The 17744-nt window shown below is 69.7% G+C and carries 12 protein-coding genes; 1 reads left to right on the forward strand and 11 read right to left on the reverse strand.

Translation table 11 applies throughout. From position 1 onward, the window contains the following. Positions 1-14: 14 nt before the first annotated feature. Positions 15-1448: an aspartate kinase gene (locus tag NHN26_RS09655; RefSeq protein ID WP_253089272.1), complete on the forward strand. Its 1434-nt coding sequence runs from the start codon at positions 15-17 to the stop codon at positions 1446-1448. A 254-nt stretch (positions 1449-1702) separates the two neighbouring features. Here the strand turns inward: NHN26_RS09655 and NHN26_RS09660 are convergent, their stop codons facing one another. The 11 genes from NHN26_RS09660 to NHN26_RS09710 all read right to left on the reverse strand — a co-directional run bounded on the left by NHN26_RS09660 (position 1703) and on the right by NHN26_RS09710 (position 17599). After that, positions 1703-2335 (reverse strand): ATP-binding cassette domain-containing protein, encoded by a 633-nt coding sequence (locus NHN26_RS09660; protein WP_253089273.1) that lies wholly within the window; start codon positions 2333-2335, stop codon positions 1703-1705. Next, complete coding sequence (locus NHN26_RS09665; protein WP_253089274.1) at positions 2335-4020, reverse strand: ABC transporter permease; 1686 nt, start codon at positions 4018-4020, stop codon at positions 2335-2337. The genes NHN26_RS09660 and NHN26_RS09665 overlap by 1 nt, the downstream gene beginning before the upstream one ends. A 6-nt stretch (positions 4021-4026) precedes the next feature. After that, entirely contained in the window at positions 4027-5235 is a 1209-nt protein-coding gene (locus NHN26_RS09670) for an ABC transporter substrate-binding protein (RefSeq protein WP_253089275.1), read from the reverse strand. Between the two features lie 225 nt (positions 5236-5460). Then, entirely contained in the window at positions 5461-5709 is a 249-nt protein-coding gene (locus NHN26_RS09675) for an acyl carrier protein (RefSeq protein ID WP_253089276.1), read from the reverse strand. Beyond that, entirely contained in the window at positions 5706-6854 is a 1149-nt protein-coding gene (locus NHN26_RS09680) for a dihydrolipoamide acetyltransferase family protein (protein ID WP_253089277.1), read from the reverse strand. Before NHN26_RS09680 ends, NHN26_RS09675 begins: the two co-directional genes overlap by 4 nt. Before the next feature lie 2 nt (positions 6855-6856). Then, positions 6857-8851 (reverse strand): pyruvate dehydrogenase (acetyl-transferring) E1 component subunit alpha, encoded by a 1995-nt coding sequence (pdhA, locus tag NHN26_RS09685; protein ID WP_253089278.1) that lies wholly within the window; start codon positions 8849-8851, stop codon positions 6857-6859. Then, positions 8848-10587 (reverse strand): acetate--CoA ligase, encoded by a 1740-nt coding sequence (acsA, locus tag NHN26_RS09690; RefSeq protein WP_253089279.1) that lies wholly within the window; start codon positions 10585-10587, stop codon positions 8848-8850. The genes pdhA and acsA overlap by 4 nt, the downstream gene beginning before the upstream one ends. Positions 10588-10614: 27 nt before the next feature. Next, positions 10615-12987, reverse strand: a complete 2373-nt coding sequence (gene ppsA, locus NHN26_RS09695; RefSeq protein WP_253089280.1) for a phosphoenolpyruvate synthase — start codon at positions 12985-12987, stop codon at positions 10615-10617. Positions 12988-13101: 114 nt separating this feature from the next. Beyond that, complete coding sequence (locus NHN26_RS09700; protein WP_253089281.1) at positions 13102-14292, reverse strand: acetate/propionate family kinase; 1191 nt, start codon at positions 14290-14292, stop codon at positions 13102-13104. A gap of 3 nt (positions 14293-14295) precedes the next feature. Next, the gene (locus tag NHN26_RS09705; protein ID WP_253089282.1) at positions 14296-15720 is read right to left on the reverse strand and encodes a bifunctional enoyl-CoA hydratase/phosphate acetyltransferase; all 1425 of its coding nucleotides are present in this window, start codon (positions 15718-15720) and stop codon (positions 14296-14298) included. 7 nt (positions 15721-15727) lie between these two features. Continuing rightward, a complete protein-coding gene (locus tag NHN26_RS09710; protein ID WP_253089283.1) occupies positions 15728-17599 on the reverse strand; it encodes a DUF3141 domain-containing protein in 1872 nt (623 codons plus the stop codon). Positions 17600-17744 lie beyond the last annotated feature (145 nt).

Below are 17744 nucleotides of genomic sequence, written 5' to 3' on the forward strand. Positions count from 1 at the left end.
GCGGCGACAGGACCGTGACCAAGCATCCCCACACCGTCGAGAAGATCGGCGGCACCTCCATGAGCCGCGTCCACGAATTGTGCGACACGCTCTTCATCGGCGACCGCGCGGGCGACGCGCTCTATCACCGCGTCTTCGTGGTCTCGGCATTCGCCGGCATCACCAACCTGCTGCTGGAACACAAGAAATCGGGCGAACCGGGCGTCTATGCGCTGTTCTCCAACGCCGACAACGACCACGGCTGGTCGGACGCGCTGAACCGCGTCGCCGACGCCATGCGCGCCGCCCATGCGCAGGTTCTGGACCACCCCGGCGACCTCGCCGCCGCCGACGATTTCGTGCGCGACCGCATCGAGGGCGCGCGCTCCTGCCTGATCGACTTGCAACGGCTCTGTTCCTACGGGCATTTCCGCCTGTCGAGCCATATGGCGGTGATCCGCGAACTCCTCTCGGGCCTCGGCGAGGCGCATTCCGCCTTCGTGACCGCCACGCTCCTGCGACGCCGTGGTGTCGATGCCCGCTTCGTCGATCTCTCGGGCTGGCGCGACGAGGGCGAGCACAGCCTCGAAGACCGGATCGTGCAGGGAATGCGCGATGTCGATCTCTCGCGCGAGATGCCCATCGTCACAGGCTATGCCCAATGCGTCGAAGGACTGATGGCCGAATTCGACCGCGGCTATTCCGAGGTGACCTTCTCGAAACTCGCCGTGCTGACCGGCGCGGCCGAAGCGATCATCCACAAGGAATTCCACCTGTCCTCGGCCGACCCGAAGATCGTGGGCGCGGAAAATGTCGTGAAGCTGGGCCACACCAATTACGACGTGGCCGACCAGCTCTCGAACATGGGGATGGAGGCGGTCCACCCCAAGGCCGCCAAGATGCTGCGCCAGGCGGGCATCCCGCTGCGCGTGACCAACGCGTTCGAGCCGCACGATCCGGGCACGCTCATCGACGACGCCGAGGCGGGCGCAGCCCGGGTCGAGATGGTCACCGGACTCGGCGTCTATGCGCTCGAACTCTTCGAGCAGGACATGGTGGGAGTGAAGGGGTATGATAGCGCCATCCTCGAGGCACTAACACGCCACCGGGTGCGCATCGTCGCCAAGACCTCGAACGCCAACACGATCACCCATTACCTGGATGCGGGGCTGAAATCGGTGCGCCGGGTCGAACGCGACCTCGCGGCGCGCTATCCGACCGCCAGCCTCAAGGCGCGCAACCTCGCCGTGGTGGCCGCGATCGGGCGCGACCTCGCCGGGCTCAGGGTGCTGTCGCGCGGGCTTGCCGCGCTCGAGTCCGCGGGGATCGACCCCGTCGCCGTCCAGCAGACCACCCGCGACGTGGACGCGCAGTTCGTCGTGCCCCGCGACCGGATGGAGGACGCTATCCGCGCGCTTCACGCCGTTCTTGTCGAGAACCGCAAGACCGCCCCGCGCCTGGCCGCCTGAGTCCGGCGCGGGGCGCGCATTTGCCCCCTCCATCCGTAGAAGAGCCCGCAGCGCGCCTCCGGCGTCATCCCCTGCCCCGGACCCCGATCCGGGGCCACTACTCTCTCGCAACGCACCGGGCCATGCCGCCCACGGCCTTCTTCTTGGCCGAAATACCCCCGCCGGAGGCGCGCGGGCCAAAGGCCCGCGCCACGCCCAACCCCGGACAAGCGGGGCGCCTGCGCCCCGCGCCAGCCGGGGGCGGGAGCGCCCCCTCAGCCCAGTTCGACCACGCATCCCCCCGCGGCCGCGGCATCGGCCGCGTCATGGGTCACCAGAAGCACCGGCAGCCCCCGCGCCCGGGCGCGCGCAAAGACCATCTCGCGCACCTGCACCCTCAGACCGGCATCCAGCCGCGAGAACGGCTCGTCCAGCAGCAGCGCGCGCGGTTCGGCCAAGAGCATCCGCATCAGGGCGACGCGCGCCTTTTGCCCGCCCGACAGCGTCGCGGGATCGCGATCCGCAAAGCCCGCCAGCCCGACCTCGGCAAGCGCCGCCGCCACGCGCGCCGCCCGTGCCGACCGCCCCCGCACCGCGCGCGGCAGGCCGAAGGCCAGGTTGCCGCCGACGCTCAGATGCGGGAACAGCAGCTCCTCCTGATAGAGGATGCCCACCCGCCGCGCCTCGGGCGGCTGGCGCGTGATCTCGCACCCGTCAAGCCGCACCCGCCCCGTCATCGCGAAGCTCGGTGCCAGCGTGCCCATGATCGCCGAAAGAAGCGTGGACTTGCCCGATCCCGACGGCCCCATCACGCTCAGTACCTCGCCCGGCGCGATATCTGCCTCCAGCGCCACAAGCGGCACCCCGGCGCGCGTTATCCTCAGCCCCTCCAGCCGCAACCCCGCCATCAGCCTGCCCTCAGCCCGCGCCGGTTCGCCCACAGAATCCGCGGGGCCGCCAGCGCCAGCGCAAAGCCCGCCATCCCCACCAGCGTCTGCGCAAGCGCGGTGACCGCGATCGCCCGCCGGTCGCCGCCCGCGGCCAGCGCGACGGCCTCGGTCGTCAGCGTCTGCACCCGCCCGCCGCCGATCAGCAGCGTCGGCAGGTATTGCCCGACCGACACCGCAAAGCCCACCGCCGCCGCGCTCAGCACCGGGGCCAGCAGCATCGGCAGCCGCACCTGCCGGAAAACGCGCCCCGGCCCCGCCCCCAGCGCCGCAGCGACGCTTGCATGGCGCGCATCCCAGGCCCGCCATGGCGCGGCCAGCGACAGGAAGACATAGGGCAGCACAAAGACCAGATGCCCCAGGATCACCGCGCCCCGCCCCATATCGACGCCCGCCATCAGCGCGAACGCCTGCAAACCCGGCAGAAACGCGACCTGCGGCACCAGAAGCGGCAGGTACAAAAGCCACAGGCTGCGCGCCCCGGGCACCAGCCCGAACCGATGCTCGGCCTCCAGACAGGCCAGCACCAGCGCCAGCGCCAGAGCGGTCGCCGCCCCCGCGATCCAGAGCGTTTCAAGACCCGGCGCCAGAAGCCCCGGGCCATGCCGAAGCCAGCTTCGTGCACTGATCGCCTCGGGCCATGCCTCTGGAAAGGGCCAGAGCCCCGCCACCGACCACAGCCCCAGCCCCGCGAGCCCCGCGATCACCGCGCCCGTCGCCAGCATGGCCAGCCCCAGCCCGGCCAGCCGCAACACGCCATCGCCCTGCCGCCGCGCGCCCGCCTCCGCCCAGACCCGGCCCAACCGCCCCAGCACGACCTCGCCCAGCCGCCACAGGCCCAGCGCGCCGATCACCAGCGCCAGTTGCAGCACCGCCCCCGCCGCCGCCTGAAACCGCAGCGTCAGATCCGGGTCCGCCATCCAGCGCACCACCTGCACCGACAGCGGCGGCGGCGTGCCGGGACCAAGGATGATCGCCACATCGACCACCGACATCGAATAGGCCAGCACCGCATAAACCGGCAGCCGGATCTGGGCATAGACGCACGGAAACACCGCCTTCAGCCAGCCCGTCACGGGCCCATAGCCCAGCGCGCGCGCAACCCCCATCCGCTGCGCGGGCCGAACCTGCGGAAGTGCTGCCAGCGTCATCAGCAACAGGAACGGCACCTCCTTGACCACCAGCCCAGCGACCATCGCCAGCCCAAGCGGATCCTGCACGATCAACAGATCGGGCGGCCGCTCCCACCCCGTCGCCCAGGGCGACAGCGCGCGGGCGATCCAGCCCGAGGGCGCGATCAGGAAGGCAAGGCCAAAGGCCGCCGCCGCATGCGGCACCGACAGAAGCGGCGCCAGCGCCTGTTCCAGCCCCGCCATCGCCCGCGTGCCCTGCCAGCCCGCGACGAACAGCACCACGATGACCAGCGAGATCGCTGTGGCCGCCAGCCCCACCCCGACCGACAGCATCACCGCCCCCGGCAGGCCCGGCCAGGCCGCCAGCGCGGTCATGGGTGCCAGACTCGGCCGCGTACCCCCAAGCGCGGGAAACACCCCCAGCGCCGGGGCCAGCGTGCCGACCAGCCCCGCCGTCACCGGCCCCAGCAGGACCAGAAGCGTCAGCAGCGGCGCGCCGCGCAGCGGGCGCATGGGCGGCTACTCGGCCAGGCCGAAGCGTTTGCCCCAATCGGCCTCGATCAGGCGCATCCAGGAGGGGTGCGGCTCGGGCAGCGCGGGGCCCAGTTCCTCGGGCGAGAGCGTGGCGATGCCCAGCTCCAGCGCCTCGAACCGCGCGCGATCCTCGGGCGACAGCTTGTCCATGGCCAGAACCGTGCCATAGCCCAGCACATCCGGATCCTGCGCCCGCGCCTGTGCCTCGGGCGACAGCAGGAAATCGGCCAGCACCATCGCGCCCGCCTTGGCATTGGCGTTGTAGGGGATCGCCACGAAGCTTGCATTGCCGATGGTGCCGCCCTCCAGCACCAGGGTCCGCACCGTGTCCGGCAATTGCCCCTTGGCAATCGTCGCCGACGCCTCGCCCGGGCTGAACGAGATCGCAAGGTCGATCTCGCCATCCGCCATAAGCTGCAATTGCCGCGGCCCGCTTGACGGATAGGCCCGGCCCTGCCGCCACAGATGCGGCGTCAGATCGTCCAGAAACGCCCAGAGCGGCGTGGTGACGGCCGCGTAATCGGCCTGATCGGCCGGGCGCTGCAACACGGAAGGGTCCTCGATCATCCCGTAAAGCGCCTGTTTCAGAAAGGTCGTGCCCAGGAAATCGGGCAGCTGCGGATAGGTGAAGCGGCCCGGATTGGCCGCCGCCCAATCCAGCAGCGCCGCCATGCTGCGGGGCGGATCGGGCAGCCGCGCGGTATCGTGATAGAACACCACCTGCGCCATCGCCCATGGGCTTTCCAGCCCCTCGGTCGGCACCGTGAAATCGGCCCTCACCGCGGGCTTGCCGTCCACATCTACAAAGCGCCAGTTCGGCAAATCCTCGGCCCAGGGGCCGAACAGCAGCCCCGCCTCCTTCATCGCCCTGAAATTCGGACCGTTGATCCAGATCAGGTCAACCGCGCCGCCGGTGTCCTTTCCGGCGGTCTTCTCGGCCAGCACGCGGCTGACGGCATCCGCGGTATCGGCCAGCTTCACATGCTCGACCCGCACGCCATGGCGCGCCGCAACCTCGTCACCGGCCCAGCGGATGAAATCGTTGGTCGCCGCCGCCCCGCCCCAGGCGTGCCAGTAAACCACCTGTCCCCGCGCCTCCTCCAGAACCGCTTGCCAGTCGGAGGGGTCGGGATCGGACAGTGCGGCCCCCGGCCCCAGTGCGGTCAGGGCGACAAGAACGGCAAATCGGCGCATCGGCAGTCTCCTTACGGTTTCACCGCCCTTATGCCAAGCCGCCACCTTCCCGCGAAGCCCCAAGCTTGAAAAACCCCGTGATCGACCGGCCCCGACTCCACAGCACCCTTCTTCTTGGCAAAAATACCCCCGCGCGGAGCGCGCGCCCGGCATCGCCGGGCGCCACGCCCAACCCCAAACAAGCGGGGCGAACGCCCCGCGCCGGCCGGGGGCGGGAGCCGCCCCTCACCCCGCAAGCCGCCGCCCGAGATAGCCCACCGCCAGCGCCAGAGTCGCGATCTGCGGACAGTCCCGCTCGGGGATATCCACCCCGAGCGCCTTCTGCAGCACCGCCACAAGGTTCAGCACATCCATCGAGTCAAGCTCCAGATCTTCCTGCAGATGGTCGTCGGGTCCGATCGCTTCCGCTTCGATATCGGGCGCAACCGAGGTGAGCGCGGTCAGGTAGGCTGCACGGATCTCGTCTTCGGTCATGGCTCCTCCGGATGTTGCAAGTGCCGGTCGATCTCCAGCAGGAAACGTGCACCGATCCGTCCGTCGCTGACGCGGTGATCGGCGGCCAGTGTCGCGGTGACGCTCTGGCGGATCGTCACCACGCCTTCATGCACCATGGGCTCGGGCCGGGGCGCGCCAAAGCCCACAAGCGCCACCTGGGGCGGGTAGATGATACCCGCCATCACCTCGACCCCGGTCTCACCCAGGCTCGACAGCGTGATCGTGCCCTCCGTCAGTTCCGAACTGCGCAGCCGTCCGGCCCGGGCGCGCGCGACCAGATCGCGCATCGCCGCCATCATCGCGTCAAGCTTCAGCAGATGCGCGTCAAGGATCGCGGGCGCGATCAGCCCGCCGCCGCGCAGCGCCACTGCCAATCCCAGATGCACAGCTGCCGCGGGCCGGAACCCCTCTTCGCCGTAATGACCATTGACCGCAGGCACCAATGCCGCCGCCCGCGCCACCGCGCGGGCGATCAGCGCCCCCATCAACAGCCGGTCCTCGGGCGGGCGCGCGGCGTTCTGCGCGGAGAGCCAGTCCGTCGATGCCTGAAGGTCGATCCGGTGGGCCAGATAGTAATGCGGGATCTCGCGTTTCGACTTTGCCATGGCAGACGCAATCGCCTTGCGCATCCCGGCGCGCGGGTCGGGGGCTTCTTGCGCGACCGCCTGCGCCCGCTCGACATCGGCCAGCAGGATCGCCCCGCCGGGGCCCGTGCCCGTCACCGTCGCCAACGCGATCCCGCGTTCTGCCGCCAGCTCCCGCGCTGCAGGCGACGCCGCAAGGCCCCGGGCAGCCGGGCGTTGCGGCTGCGGCTCTGGCGTTTCGGGCGCAGCCGGTTCCGGCGCGACGACCTCCGTCCACCGCGCCGTCCCCGGTTCGGCCGCCTCCCCCGCCCCCCGGATCCGCGCCAGCGGCGCGCCGACGGTCAGCGTCTGGCCAATCTCCGCCTCCAGCCGTTCGACAGTGCCCTCCTCGAAGATCTCGATCTCGATCGCCCCCTTCTGGGTCTCGACCACCGCCACGATATCGCCTCGCCGCACCCTGTCGCCGGGGCCGACCAGCCATTCGGTCAGGGTGCCCGCCTCCATGTCGGCACCAAGGGACGGCATGGTGAACAACCCCATCGCTACCTCCCCATCACCCCCCGGACGACAGCGACAATGCCCACCACCTGCGGGATCGCAGCCTCTTCCAGGTGTTTGGGATAGGGGATCGGCACCTCCTCGGCACAGACCCGGACCAGCGGTGCATCCAGCGACCAGAAACACCGCTCGGCGATACGGGCCATGATCTCGGCGGCCAGCGAGCCCGAGCGCCAGCCCTCGTCCACCACGACGGCGCGGCGGGTGCGGGTGACGCTCTCGGCGATGGTGTCCTCGTCGAGCGGGCGCAAGGACCGCAGGTCGATCACTTCGGCCTCGATGCCCTCGCCCGCCAGCGCCTCGGCCGCCTCCAGCACCTTGAACAGCGAGCCGCCGTAGGTGATGAGGCTCACGTCCCGGCCGGGGCGCCTGATCGCCGCGAGGTCGATCCCGACCGGCCCCACGGCTTCGTCGATCCGGCCCTCGCGGTTGTAGAGCATGACGTTCTCGAAGATCAGCACCGGGTCGGGATCCTGAAGCGCGGTCCAGAGCATGCCGCGGGCATCCTCCAGCGTGGCGGGCGCCAGCACGCGCAGGCCGGGGATATGGGCGAACCAGCCTTCGAGGCTATGGGAATGCTGGGCCGCAAGTTGCCGCCCCGCGCCGGTGGCCATGCGGATCACCACCGGGCAAGCGAACTGCCCGCCGGACATGTGCCGCAGGGTGGCCGCCGTGTTCAGGATCTGGTCGAGCGCCAGGGGCGAGAAGTTCACCGTCATCACCTCGACAATCGGGCGCATCCCCGCCACCGCCGCCCCGATCCCCGCCCCGGTGAAGCCCGACTCGGACAAGGGCGTGTCGCGGATGCGGTCCTGGCCGAACTCGGCCATCAGGCCCTTGGACACGGCATAGCAGCCGCCATAGGCGCCCACGTCCTCGCCCATCAGGAACACCCTGTCGTCGCGGATCAGCGCGTCGCGGATCGCCTGTTTCACCGCCTCGCGGTAGGTCATCGTGACGGTCCGGCCCGAGGGTTGGGCGGCGGGTGGCGGCGGCGGGCGGTCCTCGGCCATGACGTGGCGGGTCAGATTCTCGACCGGCTCCCACTCCGCCGCCTCGGCAAAGGCCACGGCAGCGTCGATCTCGGCGGCGACCTCGGCCTCGATCCGGGCAACGTCTTCCTCGTGGGCGAGGCCTGTTTCCAGCAGCCAGCCCTGGAATCGCACGATCGGGCCCTTCTGCCGCCAGTCCTCGACCTCGGCCTTGTCGCGGTAAAGCTGGGCGTCGAACATCGAATGCGCGCGGAAACGGTAGGTCTTCGCCTCCAGAAACACTGGCCTGGCGGTCTCGCGGATGCGGGCGAGCGCGCGACGGGTCGCGGCCTCGATCGCGACCACGTCCATGCCATCGACCTGGTGGGCCTCCATCCCGTAGCTTTCGGCCTTGGCGGTCAACTGCGTCTGCGCCTCGGTGCGCGCCAGCGCCGAGCCCATCGCGTAGCCGTTGTTCTCACAGACAAAAAGGACGGGCAGGCCCCAGAGCGCCGCGAGGTTCATCGATTCGTTGAACTCGCCCTCGGCCACCGCCCCCTCGCCGAAGAAACACGCCGTGACGTGGGGGGCGTCCTGCATCCGGTCGGCGAGCGCCAGCCCCACCGCCAGCGGCAGCCCGCCGCCGACAATGGCATTGCCGCCGTAGAAGTTGCGCGCGGCATCGAAGATGTGCATCGACCCGCCCCGCCCGCCAGATGCGCCGGTGGCCTTGCCGAACATCTCGGCCATGACGGCTTCCATCGGCACGCCGCGGGCCAGCGCGTGGCCGTGTTCGCGGTAGGTCGCCACGATCCGGTCGCCCGGTCCCAGAACCGGGATGACGCCCGAGGCGATCGCCTCTTCCCCGTCGTAGAGATGCAGGAAGCCGCGGATCTTCTCTCGCGTGTAAAGTTCCGCGCAGCGGTCCTCGAAGCGGCGGATGCGGATCATGTGGCGAAGCAGGTCCAGCACATGGGCGCGCGTCAGGTGGGGCTTGTCGCCGGTCATGTCTCGTCGCTCTCCAGCGTGGAAATGTCGCCCTCGGGCAAGCCCATCTCGCGCGCCTTCAACAGCCTGCGCATGGTCTTTCCCGAGCGGGTTTTCGGCAGCGTCTTGCGGAACACCACCTCGCGCGGCGCGACCGCGGGGCCAAGCCGCCTGCGCGCATGGCCGCGGATGGATTTTTCGATTTCTTCAGATGGTTCGAATCCGGGGTTCAGGCAGACATAGGCGCGCACGACCTCGCCCGCGGTCTCGTCCGGCAGGCCGATCACGGCGGCCTCGGCCACCGCCTCATGCTCGATCAGCGCGCTTTCGACCTCGAAGGGGCCGATCAGGTGGCCCGAGGTCTTGATCAGGTCGTCGGCGCGGCCGACGAACCAGAAATAGCCGTCCGCATCGCGCATCGCCAGATCGCCGGTCAGATACCAGCCGCCGACGAAGGCCTTGTCGTAGCGGGCCTGTTCGTGGAGATAGGCGCGCATCATCGAGGGCCAGCCGGGGCGCAGCGCCAGTTCGCCGATCTCGCCCTCGCCGAATTCGCGCACGCCGTCGCCGTCCCGTTCGACGATCCCCGCCACCTGCCCCGGCAGCGGCTTGCCCATCGAGCCGGGCTTGATGTCCATCGCTTGCGTGTTGGCGATGACGATGCCGCCCGTCTCGGTCTGCCACCAGTTGTCGTGGAACGGACGGCCGAACACGCGGTTGCCCCAGACCACCGCCTCGGGGTTCAGCGGTTCGCCGACGCTGGCGAGGAAGCGGAGCGCGGAGAAGTCGTAGGGTTTCGCCGCCGCGTCGCCCGCCCGCATCATCATCCGGATCGCGGTGGGCGCGGTGTACCAGACCTCGATCCGCTCGTCCTGAAGGGTCGAATACCACCGGTCGAGGTCGAATTCGCCTTCGTCCATCAGCATGTGCACCCGGTTCACGAGGGGCGCGATGATCCCGTAGGAGGTCCCCGTCACCCAGCCCGGATCGGCGGTGCACCAGTAGCGCGTGCCGGCCCGCATCTCGAGGGCGTAGCGCCCCGTCATCGCGTGCCAGGCGACCGCACCGTGGACATGGACGGCCCCCTTGGGCTGTCCCGTCGTGCCGGAGGTGAAATGGATCAGCGCCGTGTCCTCGGGGTCCATCGGCACGGGGGCGAACGTGTCGGAGGCCGCCGCCATCGCGGGGCCAAGGGCCACGCAGCCCTCGGGGGCGTCGTCGCCGACGATCAGGATCAGCCTGAGGGACGGCAAGTCCCGCCACCATTCCGCAATCTTGCGCTTGTAGATCGCCGCAGTGGTGACCAGCGCGTTCGCCGCGCCGATCTCCATCCGGGTGCGGATCGGTTCCGGCCCGAAGGCCGAGAAAAGCGGCGAGAACACCATCCCCGCCTTCAGCGTGCCCAATGCGGCGACGAAAAGCTCCACCTCGCGGCCCATCAGGCCGAAGACCCGGTCGCCGACACCCAGCCCGTGGGCGCGCAGCACATGGGCAAAGCGCGCGGTCTGGCCCGCGAGATCGGCATAGGTGAACGCGCGCCGCGCCCCGTCCTTGCCGAGCCAGGTCATCGCCGGGTCGGCCCCGTGGCCCGCCGCGACATGGGCGTCCAGCGCCTCGTGCGCGATGTTGAGCTTGCCGCCGGGCAGCCCGGCCAGCATCGCGCGGGCATCGTCCCAGGTGAAGCGCGCACGGATGTCCTCGGTCAGCGCGGCACTTGCGCGGACGTCCTCGGGTTTCGTGATCGTCTCGAACGCCATGTCTCCTCCTCCCATGGCCTTCGTCGCTCAGCCCATGCGCTCGGCCTCGGCCACGTTGCGCTTCACGGCGAGAAAACTGTCGGGCGTGACCGAGATCGTGTCGATGCCGTAGCCCACCAGAAGCCGGGCGAACCCCGGGTCGTTCGAGGGCGCCTGCCCGCAGAAGCCGACCTTGCAGCCCACCGCATGCGCCCGCTCGATCACCGAGCGGATCATCCACTGCACGGCGGCGTTCCTTTCGTCGAAAAGCGCCGCCAGCGCCTCGGAGTCGCGGTCCACCCCCAGCGTCAACTGCGTGAGGTCGTTCGACCCGATTGAAAAGCCGTCGAAGCGGCGCGCGAAGTCCTCGGCCAGAATGACGTTCGACGGCACCTCGCACATCACGTAGACCTGCAACCCCTTTTCCCCGCGTTTCAAGCCATTTGCAGCCATGACTTCAAGAACGCGGTCGGCCTCCTCGGGGGTGCGGCAGAAGGGGATCATGACGATGACGTTGTCGAACCCCATTTCCTCGCGCAGCCGCCTGATCGCCTGACATTCCAGCGCGAAGCCCGGCGCGTAAGCCTCTGAATAGTAGCGTGATGCGCCGCGGAAGCCGATCATCGGGTTCTCTTCCTTCGGCTCGAAGCCCGCGCCGCCCAGCAGTTCGGCATATACATTGGTCTTGAAGTCGCTCATCCGCACGATGACCGGTTCGGGATAGACCGGGGCCGCGTTCCGCGACAGACCCATGGAGAGTTTCTCGATGAAGAACTGACGGTTGTCCTGAAATCCTGACACAAGGTCCGCGACCTTCGCGCGGGTCTCCTCGTCCAGCCGCTCGGGATGGATCAGCGCCATGGGATGCGCCTTGATCGCGTTGTTGACGACGAATTCCATCCGGGCAAGGCCCACCCCCCCGGCGGGCAGCCGCCACCAGCGGATCGCGGCCGAGGGGTTGGCCGTGTTCAGCATCACCCGCGTGCGCGTCTGGGCCACGTCCGAAAGCGCGATGTCCTCGACCGAATAGCGCGCGAGGCCCTCGTAGACATAGCCCGTCTCGCCCTCGGCGCAGGAGACCGTCACCTCCTGCTCGTCGTGCAGCATGTGGGTGGCATTGCCGGTGCCGACGATGGCGGGCAGGCCCAGCTCGCGGCTGACGATGGCGGCGTGGCTGGTGCGGCCCCCGTGGTCGGTCACGATGGCCGCCGCGCGCTTCATGATCGGCACCCAGTCGGGGTCGGTGATCGAGGTGACAAGGATCGCGCCGTCCACGAACCGGTCGATGTCCTTGGCGCAGTCGATCACGCAGACGGGGCCGGTGGCGACGGCAGCCCCCACGGACAACCCGGTCAGCAGCGTCTTGCCCTTGTCGTGCACACTGTAGCTGCGGAAGCCCGCCGCATCGGCGCGGGACTGCACGGTTTCGGGGCGGGCCTGCACGATGAAGAGCTCGCCCGTCTCGCCGTCGCGCGCCCATTCCATGTCCATCGGCATGCCGTAATGCCGCTCGATCGTTACGGCCATGCGCGCGAGGTCGAGGATCTCGGCATCCGACAGAACGAAGCGGCCCCGCTCCGCCTTCGAGGTCGGCACGTTCCGGGTAGTCTGCCCGCCCGTGCCATAGATCATCTTCTTTTCCTTGGCCCCCAGTCCCTTTTCGAGGATTGGCACCACTCCGGGCCGGTCGAGGAAGGGCTTGTAGACCTGGTATTCGTCGGGCGTCACCGCGCCCTGGACCACATTCTCGCCCAGCCCCCAGGCGGCGTTGATCAGCACGAGGTCGGGATAGCCCGTTTCGGTGTCCAGCGAGAACATCACCCCCGCGCCGCCCGTATCGGCGCGCACCATCCGTTGCACGCCGACCGACAGCGCCACCTGCCCATGATCGAATCCTTTCAGCCGACGGTAGGCGATCGCCCGGTCGGTGAACAGCGAGGCAAAGCAGCGCCGACAGGCCGCCAGAAGCGCATCGGCGCCGCGAATGTTCAGGAACGTCTCCTGCTGGCCCGCGAAACTGGCATCGGGCAGATCCTCGGCCGTGGCCGATGAGCGCACCGCGACGGCCACCGCCTCCCGTCCCTCGCGGCGGCAAAGTTCGGCATAAGCCGCGCGGATCTCACCCGCGATGTCCTCGGGCCACTCGCCGTCGCGGATCATCCGGCGGATCCTGTCGCCCGCCTCGGCCAGTTCGATCCGGTGGCCCGCAAGCGCCGCCAGCGTTGCCGCGATGCGCGCCTCGAGATCGTTGTGCCGAAGAAAGGCGCGATAGGCGTCGGCCGTGGTAGCGAAACCGTCCGGCACCTTGATGCCCTGACCGGCCAGCGCCGCCACCATCTCGCCGAGCGAAGAATTCTTGCCGCCCACGCGGGCGACATCGCGACGGCGAAGGTCTTCGAACCAAGCCACATGCTGGGCCATCTTCCGTCCTCCCCTCGGCGTGACGTCCCTTTGACGTCAACCTAGGCAGGCCGAAGCCCCATGCGCGTTGATCGGTATCAAGGCACCGGCCCGGTGGTCCGTGCAAGATCGCCTTCAGCCGATCTGCCCCAGCATGTCGCGCGCCGCCCGTGCGATCACGATTTCCTCGTCGGTAGGGATCACCAGCACACGCACCCGGCTGAGATCGGTGCTGATCACGGTCTCGCCCCTGCGGTTGCGCAGTTCGTCAAGCTCCATCCCGATCCAGCCCATGCCCTCGCAGACCTTTTGCCGGATATGGACCGAGTTCTCGCCAATTCCGCCGCAGAAGACCAGCGCATCCAGCCCCCCCAGCGCGGCCGACAGCCCGCCCAGTTCGCGGCGGATGCGGAAGACGAAATAGCCGATCGCCTGATACGCGGGGTCGGTCCCGGCGGCCTCCAGTTCGCGCATGTCATGCGAGAGCCCCGACACCCCAAGAAGCCCCGAGCGGCGATAAAGCAGGTCCGCGATCTCGTCCGCGCCCATGCCCTCGTGCTGCATTAGGTAGAGCACCACGCCCGGATCGAGCTGGCCGCAGCGCGTGCCCATCGGCAGCCCGTCCAGCGCCGAGAACCCCATCGACGAGGCGATCGAGCGCCCGCCGATCATCCCGCACATCGACGCCCCGTTGCCCAGATGCGCGACGATCACCCGGCCCGCATGCAGGTGCGGCGCAATCTGGGTCAGCCGCCCGGCGATGTAGTCATAGCTGAGCCCGTGAAAGCCGTAGCGCCGCACGCCCTTGTCGTAATAAGCGCGCGGCAGCCCGAACGTGTCGTTCACCCAGGGGTGATGGCGGTGAAAGGCCGTGTCGAAACAGGCGACCTGGACCGCCTGCGGAAAGGCCGCCAGCGCAGCGCGCACACCGGCAAGGTTATGCGGCTGGTGCAAGGGCGCCAGCGGCTCCAGCCGGGCCAGCGCGTCCAGCACTTCCGGGGTCAGCCGGACGGGCACGGCATGGTCCGGCCCGCCATGCACGATGCGATGCCCCACCGCGTCGATTGCCGCCCCGGGTCGGGCGCGCGCGATCAACTCCAGCACGCGTTCCAGCGCGCAGGCGTGATCGGCCGCGTCTTCGGAGGAAAGCGGAGCATCCGACAGCACCGCACCCGCGGCACTGCGCGCCCGCATATGCGGCCCGTTGCCGATCCGGTCGATCTCGCCCAGGATCTGCGCCACGGGCTCCGCCCCGGGATTGTCCAGTTCGAACAGGCCGAATTTCAGCGAAGACGAGCCTGCATTCAGCGTCAGGATATCCGTCATCGCCTATTCCGCCGCCCGCCCGGCCGCCAGTTCGCCCGTTGGCAACCGGCCCGCCAGCCGCGCCTCGTGCAGCGCCGCCACCGCGCAGGAGGCAAGCCGCGCCTTGTCGTCATCCGACCGCGAGTTCAGGATGATCGGCACCCGCGCGCCCATCACCACGCCCGCCCCCTCGGCATGACTGATATAGGCCAGCTGCTTTGCCAGCATGTTGCCGGCATCGATGTTCGGCACCACCAGCACCTCGGCACGCCCTGCGACCTGGCCCTTGATCCCCTTGGTGCGCGCCGCGGCGATGTCGACCGCGTTGTCCATGGCAAGCGGCCCGTCGACAAGGCCACCGGTGATCTGGCCGCGCTCGGCCATCTTGGACAGAAGCGCCGCGTCCAGCGAGGACGGAATGTCGGGGTTCACCGTCTCGACCGCCGACAGCACCCCCACCTTGGGAACCTCGATCCCGATCGAGATCGCAAGGTCGATGGCGTTCTGGACGATGTCCATCTTGGTGCGCAGATCGGGAGCTATGTTGATCGCGGCGTCGGTGACCAGCAGCGGGTGGGCGACGCCGGGGACGTCCATCACGAAGACATGGGTGAAGCGGCGGCCCGAGCGAAGGCCGTTTTCCTTCCGCAGGGCTGCCTTGAGCATGACATCCGTATGCAGATGCCCCTTCATCAGCGCCGCCGCCCGACCCTGCGCCACCAGGTCGACGGCAATATTTGCCGCGGTAAGGTGATCTGCCGCCTCGACGATCTCGATCCCGTCGAGCGAGGCGCCAATTTCGCGCGCGGCCGCCGCGATCTTCGCCGGGTCGCCGATCAGGATCGGGGCGATGATCGTGTGCCGCGCCCCCAGCAGCGCGCCGCCCAGCGATTTCGGTTCCTCGGGCGCGATCACCGCCGTCGGCAGCGGCGGCAGCGGTTCGGCACGCGAAATGATCGCGTCGAAATGGCGGTGGCGCTCTATCAGCAGGCCGGGGATCTCCAGATCGTCGAACCGCATCTTGCGGGCGGGCGCCTGAACCTCGGCCTCGCCGGTCAGGATCGTCGCGCCATCCGAGCGTCGGCTCACCTCGGTCGCCATCACCAGCCCGTCGGGCGGGCGCTTGTCGGTGACGGTGACCCGCGCCACCAGTTCGTCACCCGCATGGGCGCGGCCCTGAAAGCGCAGCGACTGCGCGCGGTAAAGCGTGCCCGCGCCGGGCAGGATGTTGCCGATCACCGCCGAGACCAGCGAGCCCACCCACATCGCCGGCGCCACCGCCTCGGGCATGCCGTCGCCATCGCCGTCATGCCCCGCGAGATGCATGGGATTGTGATTGCCCGAGGCGGAAGCGAAGACGTAGAAGTCGTCTTCTGTGCAGATGCGCACGATCTCGGCGCTGTCGCCTATGGCAATCTCGTCGAAGACGCGGTTTTCCTCGATTTTCATTCGGCCCTCATTCGGCAGCGGTTTCCCTTGTCCGGACCGAGTCGCCCAGCGCCTTGGCGCGGGGGGCTTCGGACGCTTGTTCCTGTACCGCCTTGGGCCACGCAACGGCACCGAAGGCCCGTATCCAGGGCGCGCCCCAAACCGCGTGAAAGCCCGTCTCGACCGCCGCTCTGCGCATCGCCGCGCCCAGATCCAGCCAATTCCCCGCCAGTTCAAACCCCATCCGCTCGACCCAGACAAAGGGATTGTCGGGCGCGGCGGGCTGGCGCGTCTCGCGTATGCGCGCTGCTGCAGTCGACACCGGCCCGAGCCAGGGGTTCCGCGACGAGATCGCAGCATTGCCCAGCCGCAGCGGGTGCAGCGCGCGCGAGGCCTCGGCCATGGGTGGGGCAATGGCGGCCCGCAGGGCGGGCGCCAGCGCCTCGCAGCTTTCAGCCTGCATCCGCAACGCCCGGGCGGCAGCGGCATGGGGGGCGGGATCCGCGTCCGGGACAACCCCGTCCAACGCGTCGAATGCGCAAGGCGCCAGCGACAGCTCGACCCGGCGCGCATCCCCCCGCCCCTCGACGGCTTCCACGCCCATCAGATAAAGCCCCGGGGCCAGCGCCGCGACCGCCTCAAGCGCAGGCAGGCCGTTCACGCGGCCCGCCTGCACAAGCCCCAGCCCCGCCTCGGCATGGCGCAGCACGACCACCCGCTGGCCAGCGGCGCGGATCGCGGTGGCATCGGGATAAACACGCTCCAGCCAGCCCAGCACCTCGGCCGGAGTGGCGACGGGATCGTCGGGGCGAATACAGATCACCACCGGCGCAGCGATCACGCGCAGATCGAGCGGGCGGCCAAGGCCCAGCACCGCCGCATTGCGCGCCAGACGGTCGCCCGGCGGCAGCGCATCGGCGGCCCAGCGCACCTCCTCGCCGGTCATCAGCGCGGGACCGCCGCCCCGGCGCGCAGCCTCGACCACGCGCGGCCCGGCCCGGTCGGCCTCGGACAGAATCCCCGCCAGCGGGCGCAGCCAGGCGCCGCGGGGGTCGTCCAGCGCGGAGGCCAGCGAGGGCGTCGCCCCATCGAACATCCCGCCACCCAGATCGGACAGCATCCCGGCCACGGCCACTAACGGAGCCGCACCAACGGACGACCGCCCCGGCGCCAGCGCCACCATGTCCAGAAGCACCGCGCCCGCAGCCCCGGGATGCGCGGCGGACAGGACCAGCGGCAACCAGCCGCCCGGCCCCTGCCCCAGCACCAGCGGCGCGGGCGCGTCAGGGTGGCGGCGAGCGATCTCGGCGGCAAAGGCGGCCAGCGCGTCGATCACGTCGGCGACAGTCTGGCCCGGCACCGGGCAACGGCCAAACCCGGCCGCATAGACCGGCAGCCCCGCGGCCAATGCCGCGGCCGCCGCACCGGTCAGCCCGTCAGCCCCGCCCATCCGCGGCGCGACCAACAGCACGGGCCGCGCGGTCGGCGCGGGCGCGGCGGCAGGCACCAGCCGGACCAGCCGCGCGTTGCAGGGGCGCGCCAGACCCTCGGCCTCCATCACCGGCTCTTGCGCATGGGGCAGCGCGGGGGGGGTGCCCTCCGCCTCGGCGGCGGCAAGCGCATCGGCACGCTGGCGCAAGATATCGGCGGCCAGTACCGCGCGTTCGGCCGAATCGCGCAGATACGCGCGCCAATGCCCGGCCCAGTCGGCCGCCGTCGCATGCCGCCCGCTCATCCGCGCCGCGCGCATCACGGTCGCTGTCTGCGTGAATACCCCCTGCCAATGCTCGCCCTGGTCGCGCGCGATCGCACCAGCATGACCCAGCGCGACCTCGTTGACCCGCCACGCGCTTCGAACGAGGCCGAACGGGTCCAGCGGGGACACGCCGCGCCCGGTCATAGCCTTGCCCCAATCCGCAAAGCCGCACCGACGTCATTCCCGCTCCAAGATCGTCCCCGCACCGCAACCTCCCTGCGCCGACATCGGAAAAACATATCCGCAGCCGCCCGCCATTGCACGCAGAGCCTAGCCTGGCGCCCGTGAC

Origin of the sequence: Rhodovulum tesquicola, from assembly GCF_024128855.1 — a bacterium.
GTDB classification, from domain to species: domain Bacteria; phylum Pseudomonadota; class Alphaproteobacteria; order Rhodobacterales; family Rhodobacteraceae; genus Rhodovulum; species Rhodovulum tesquicola.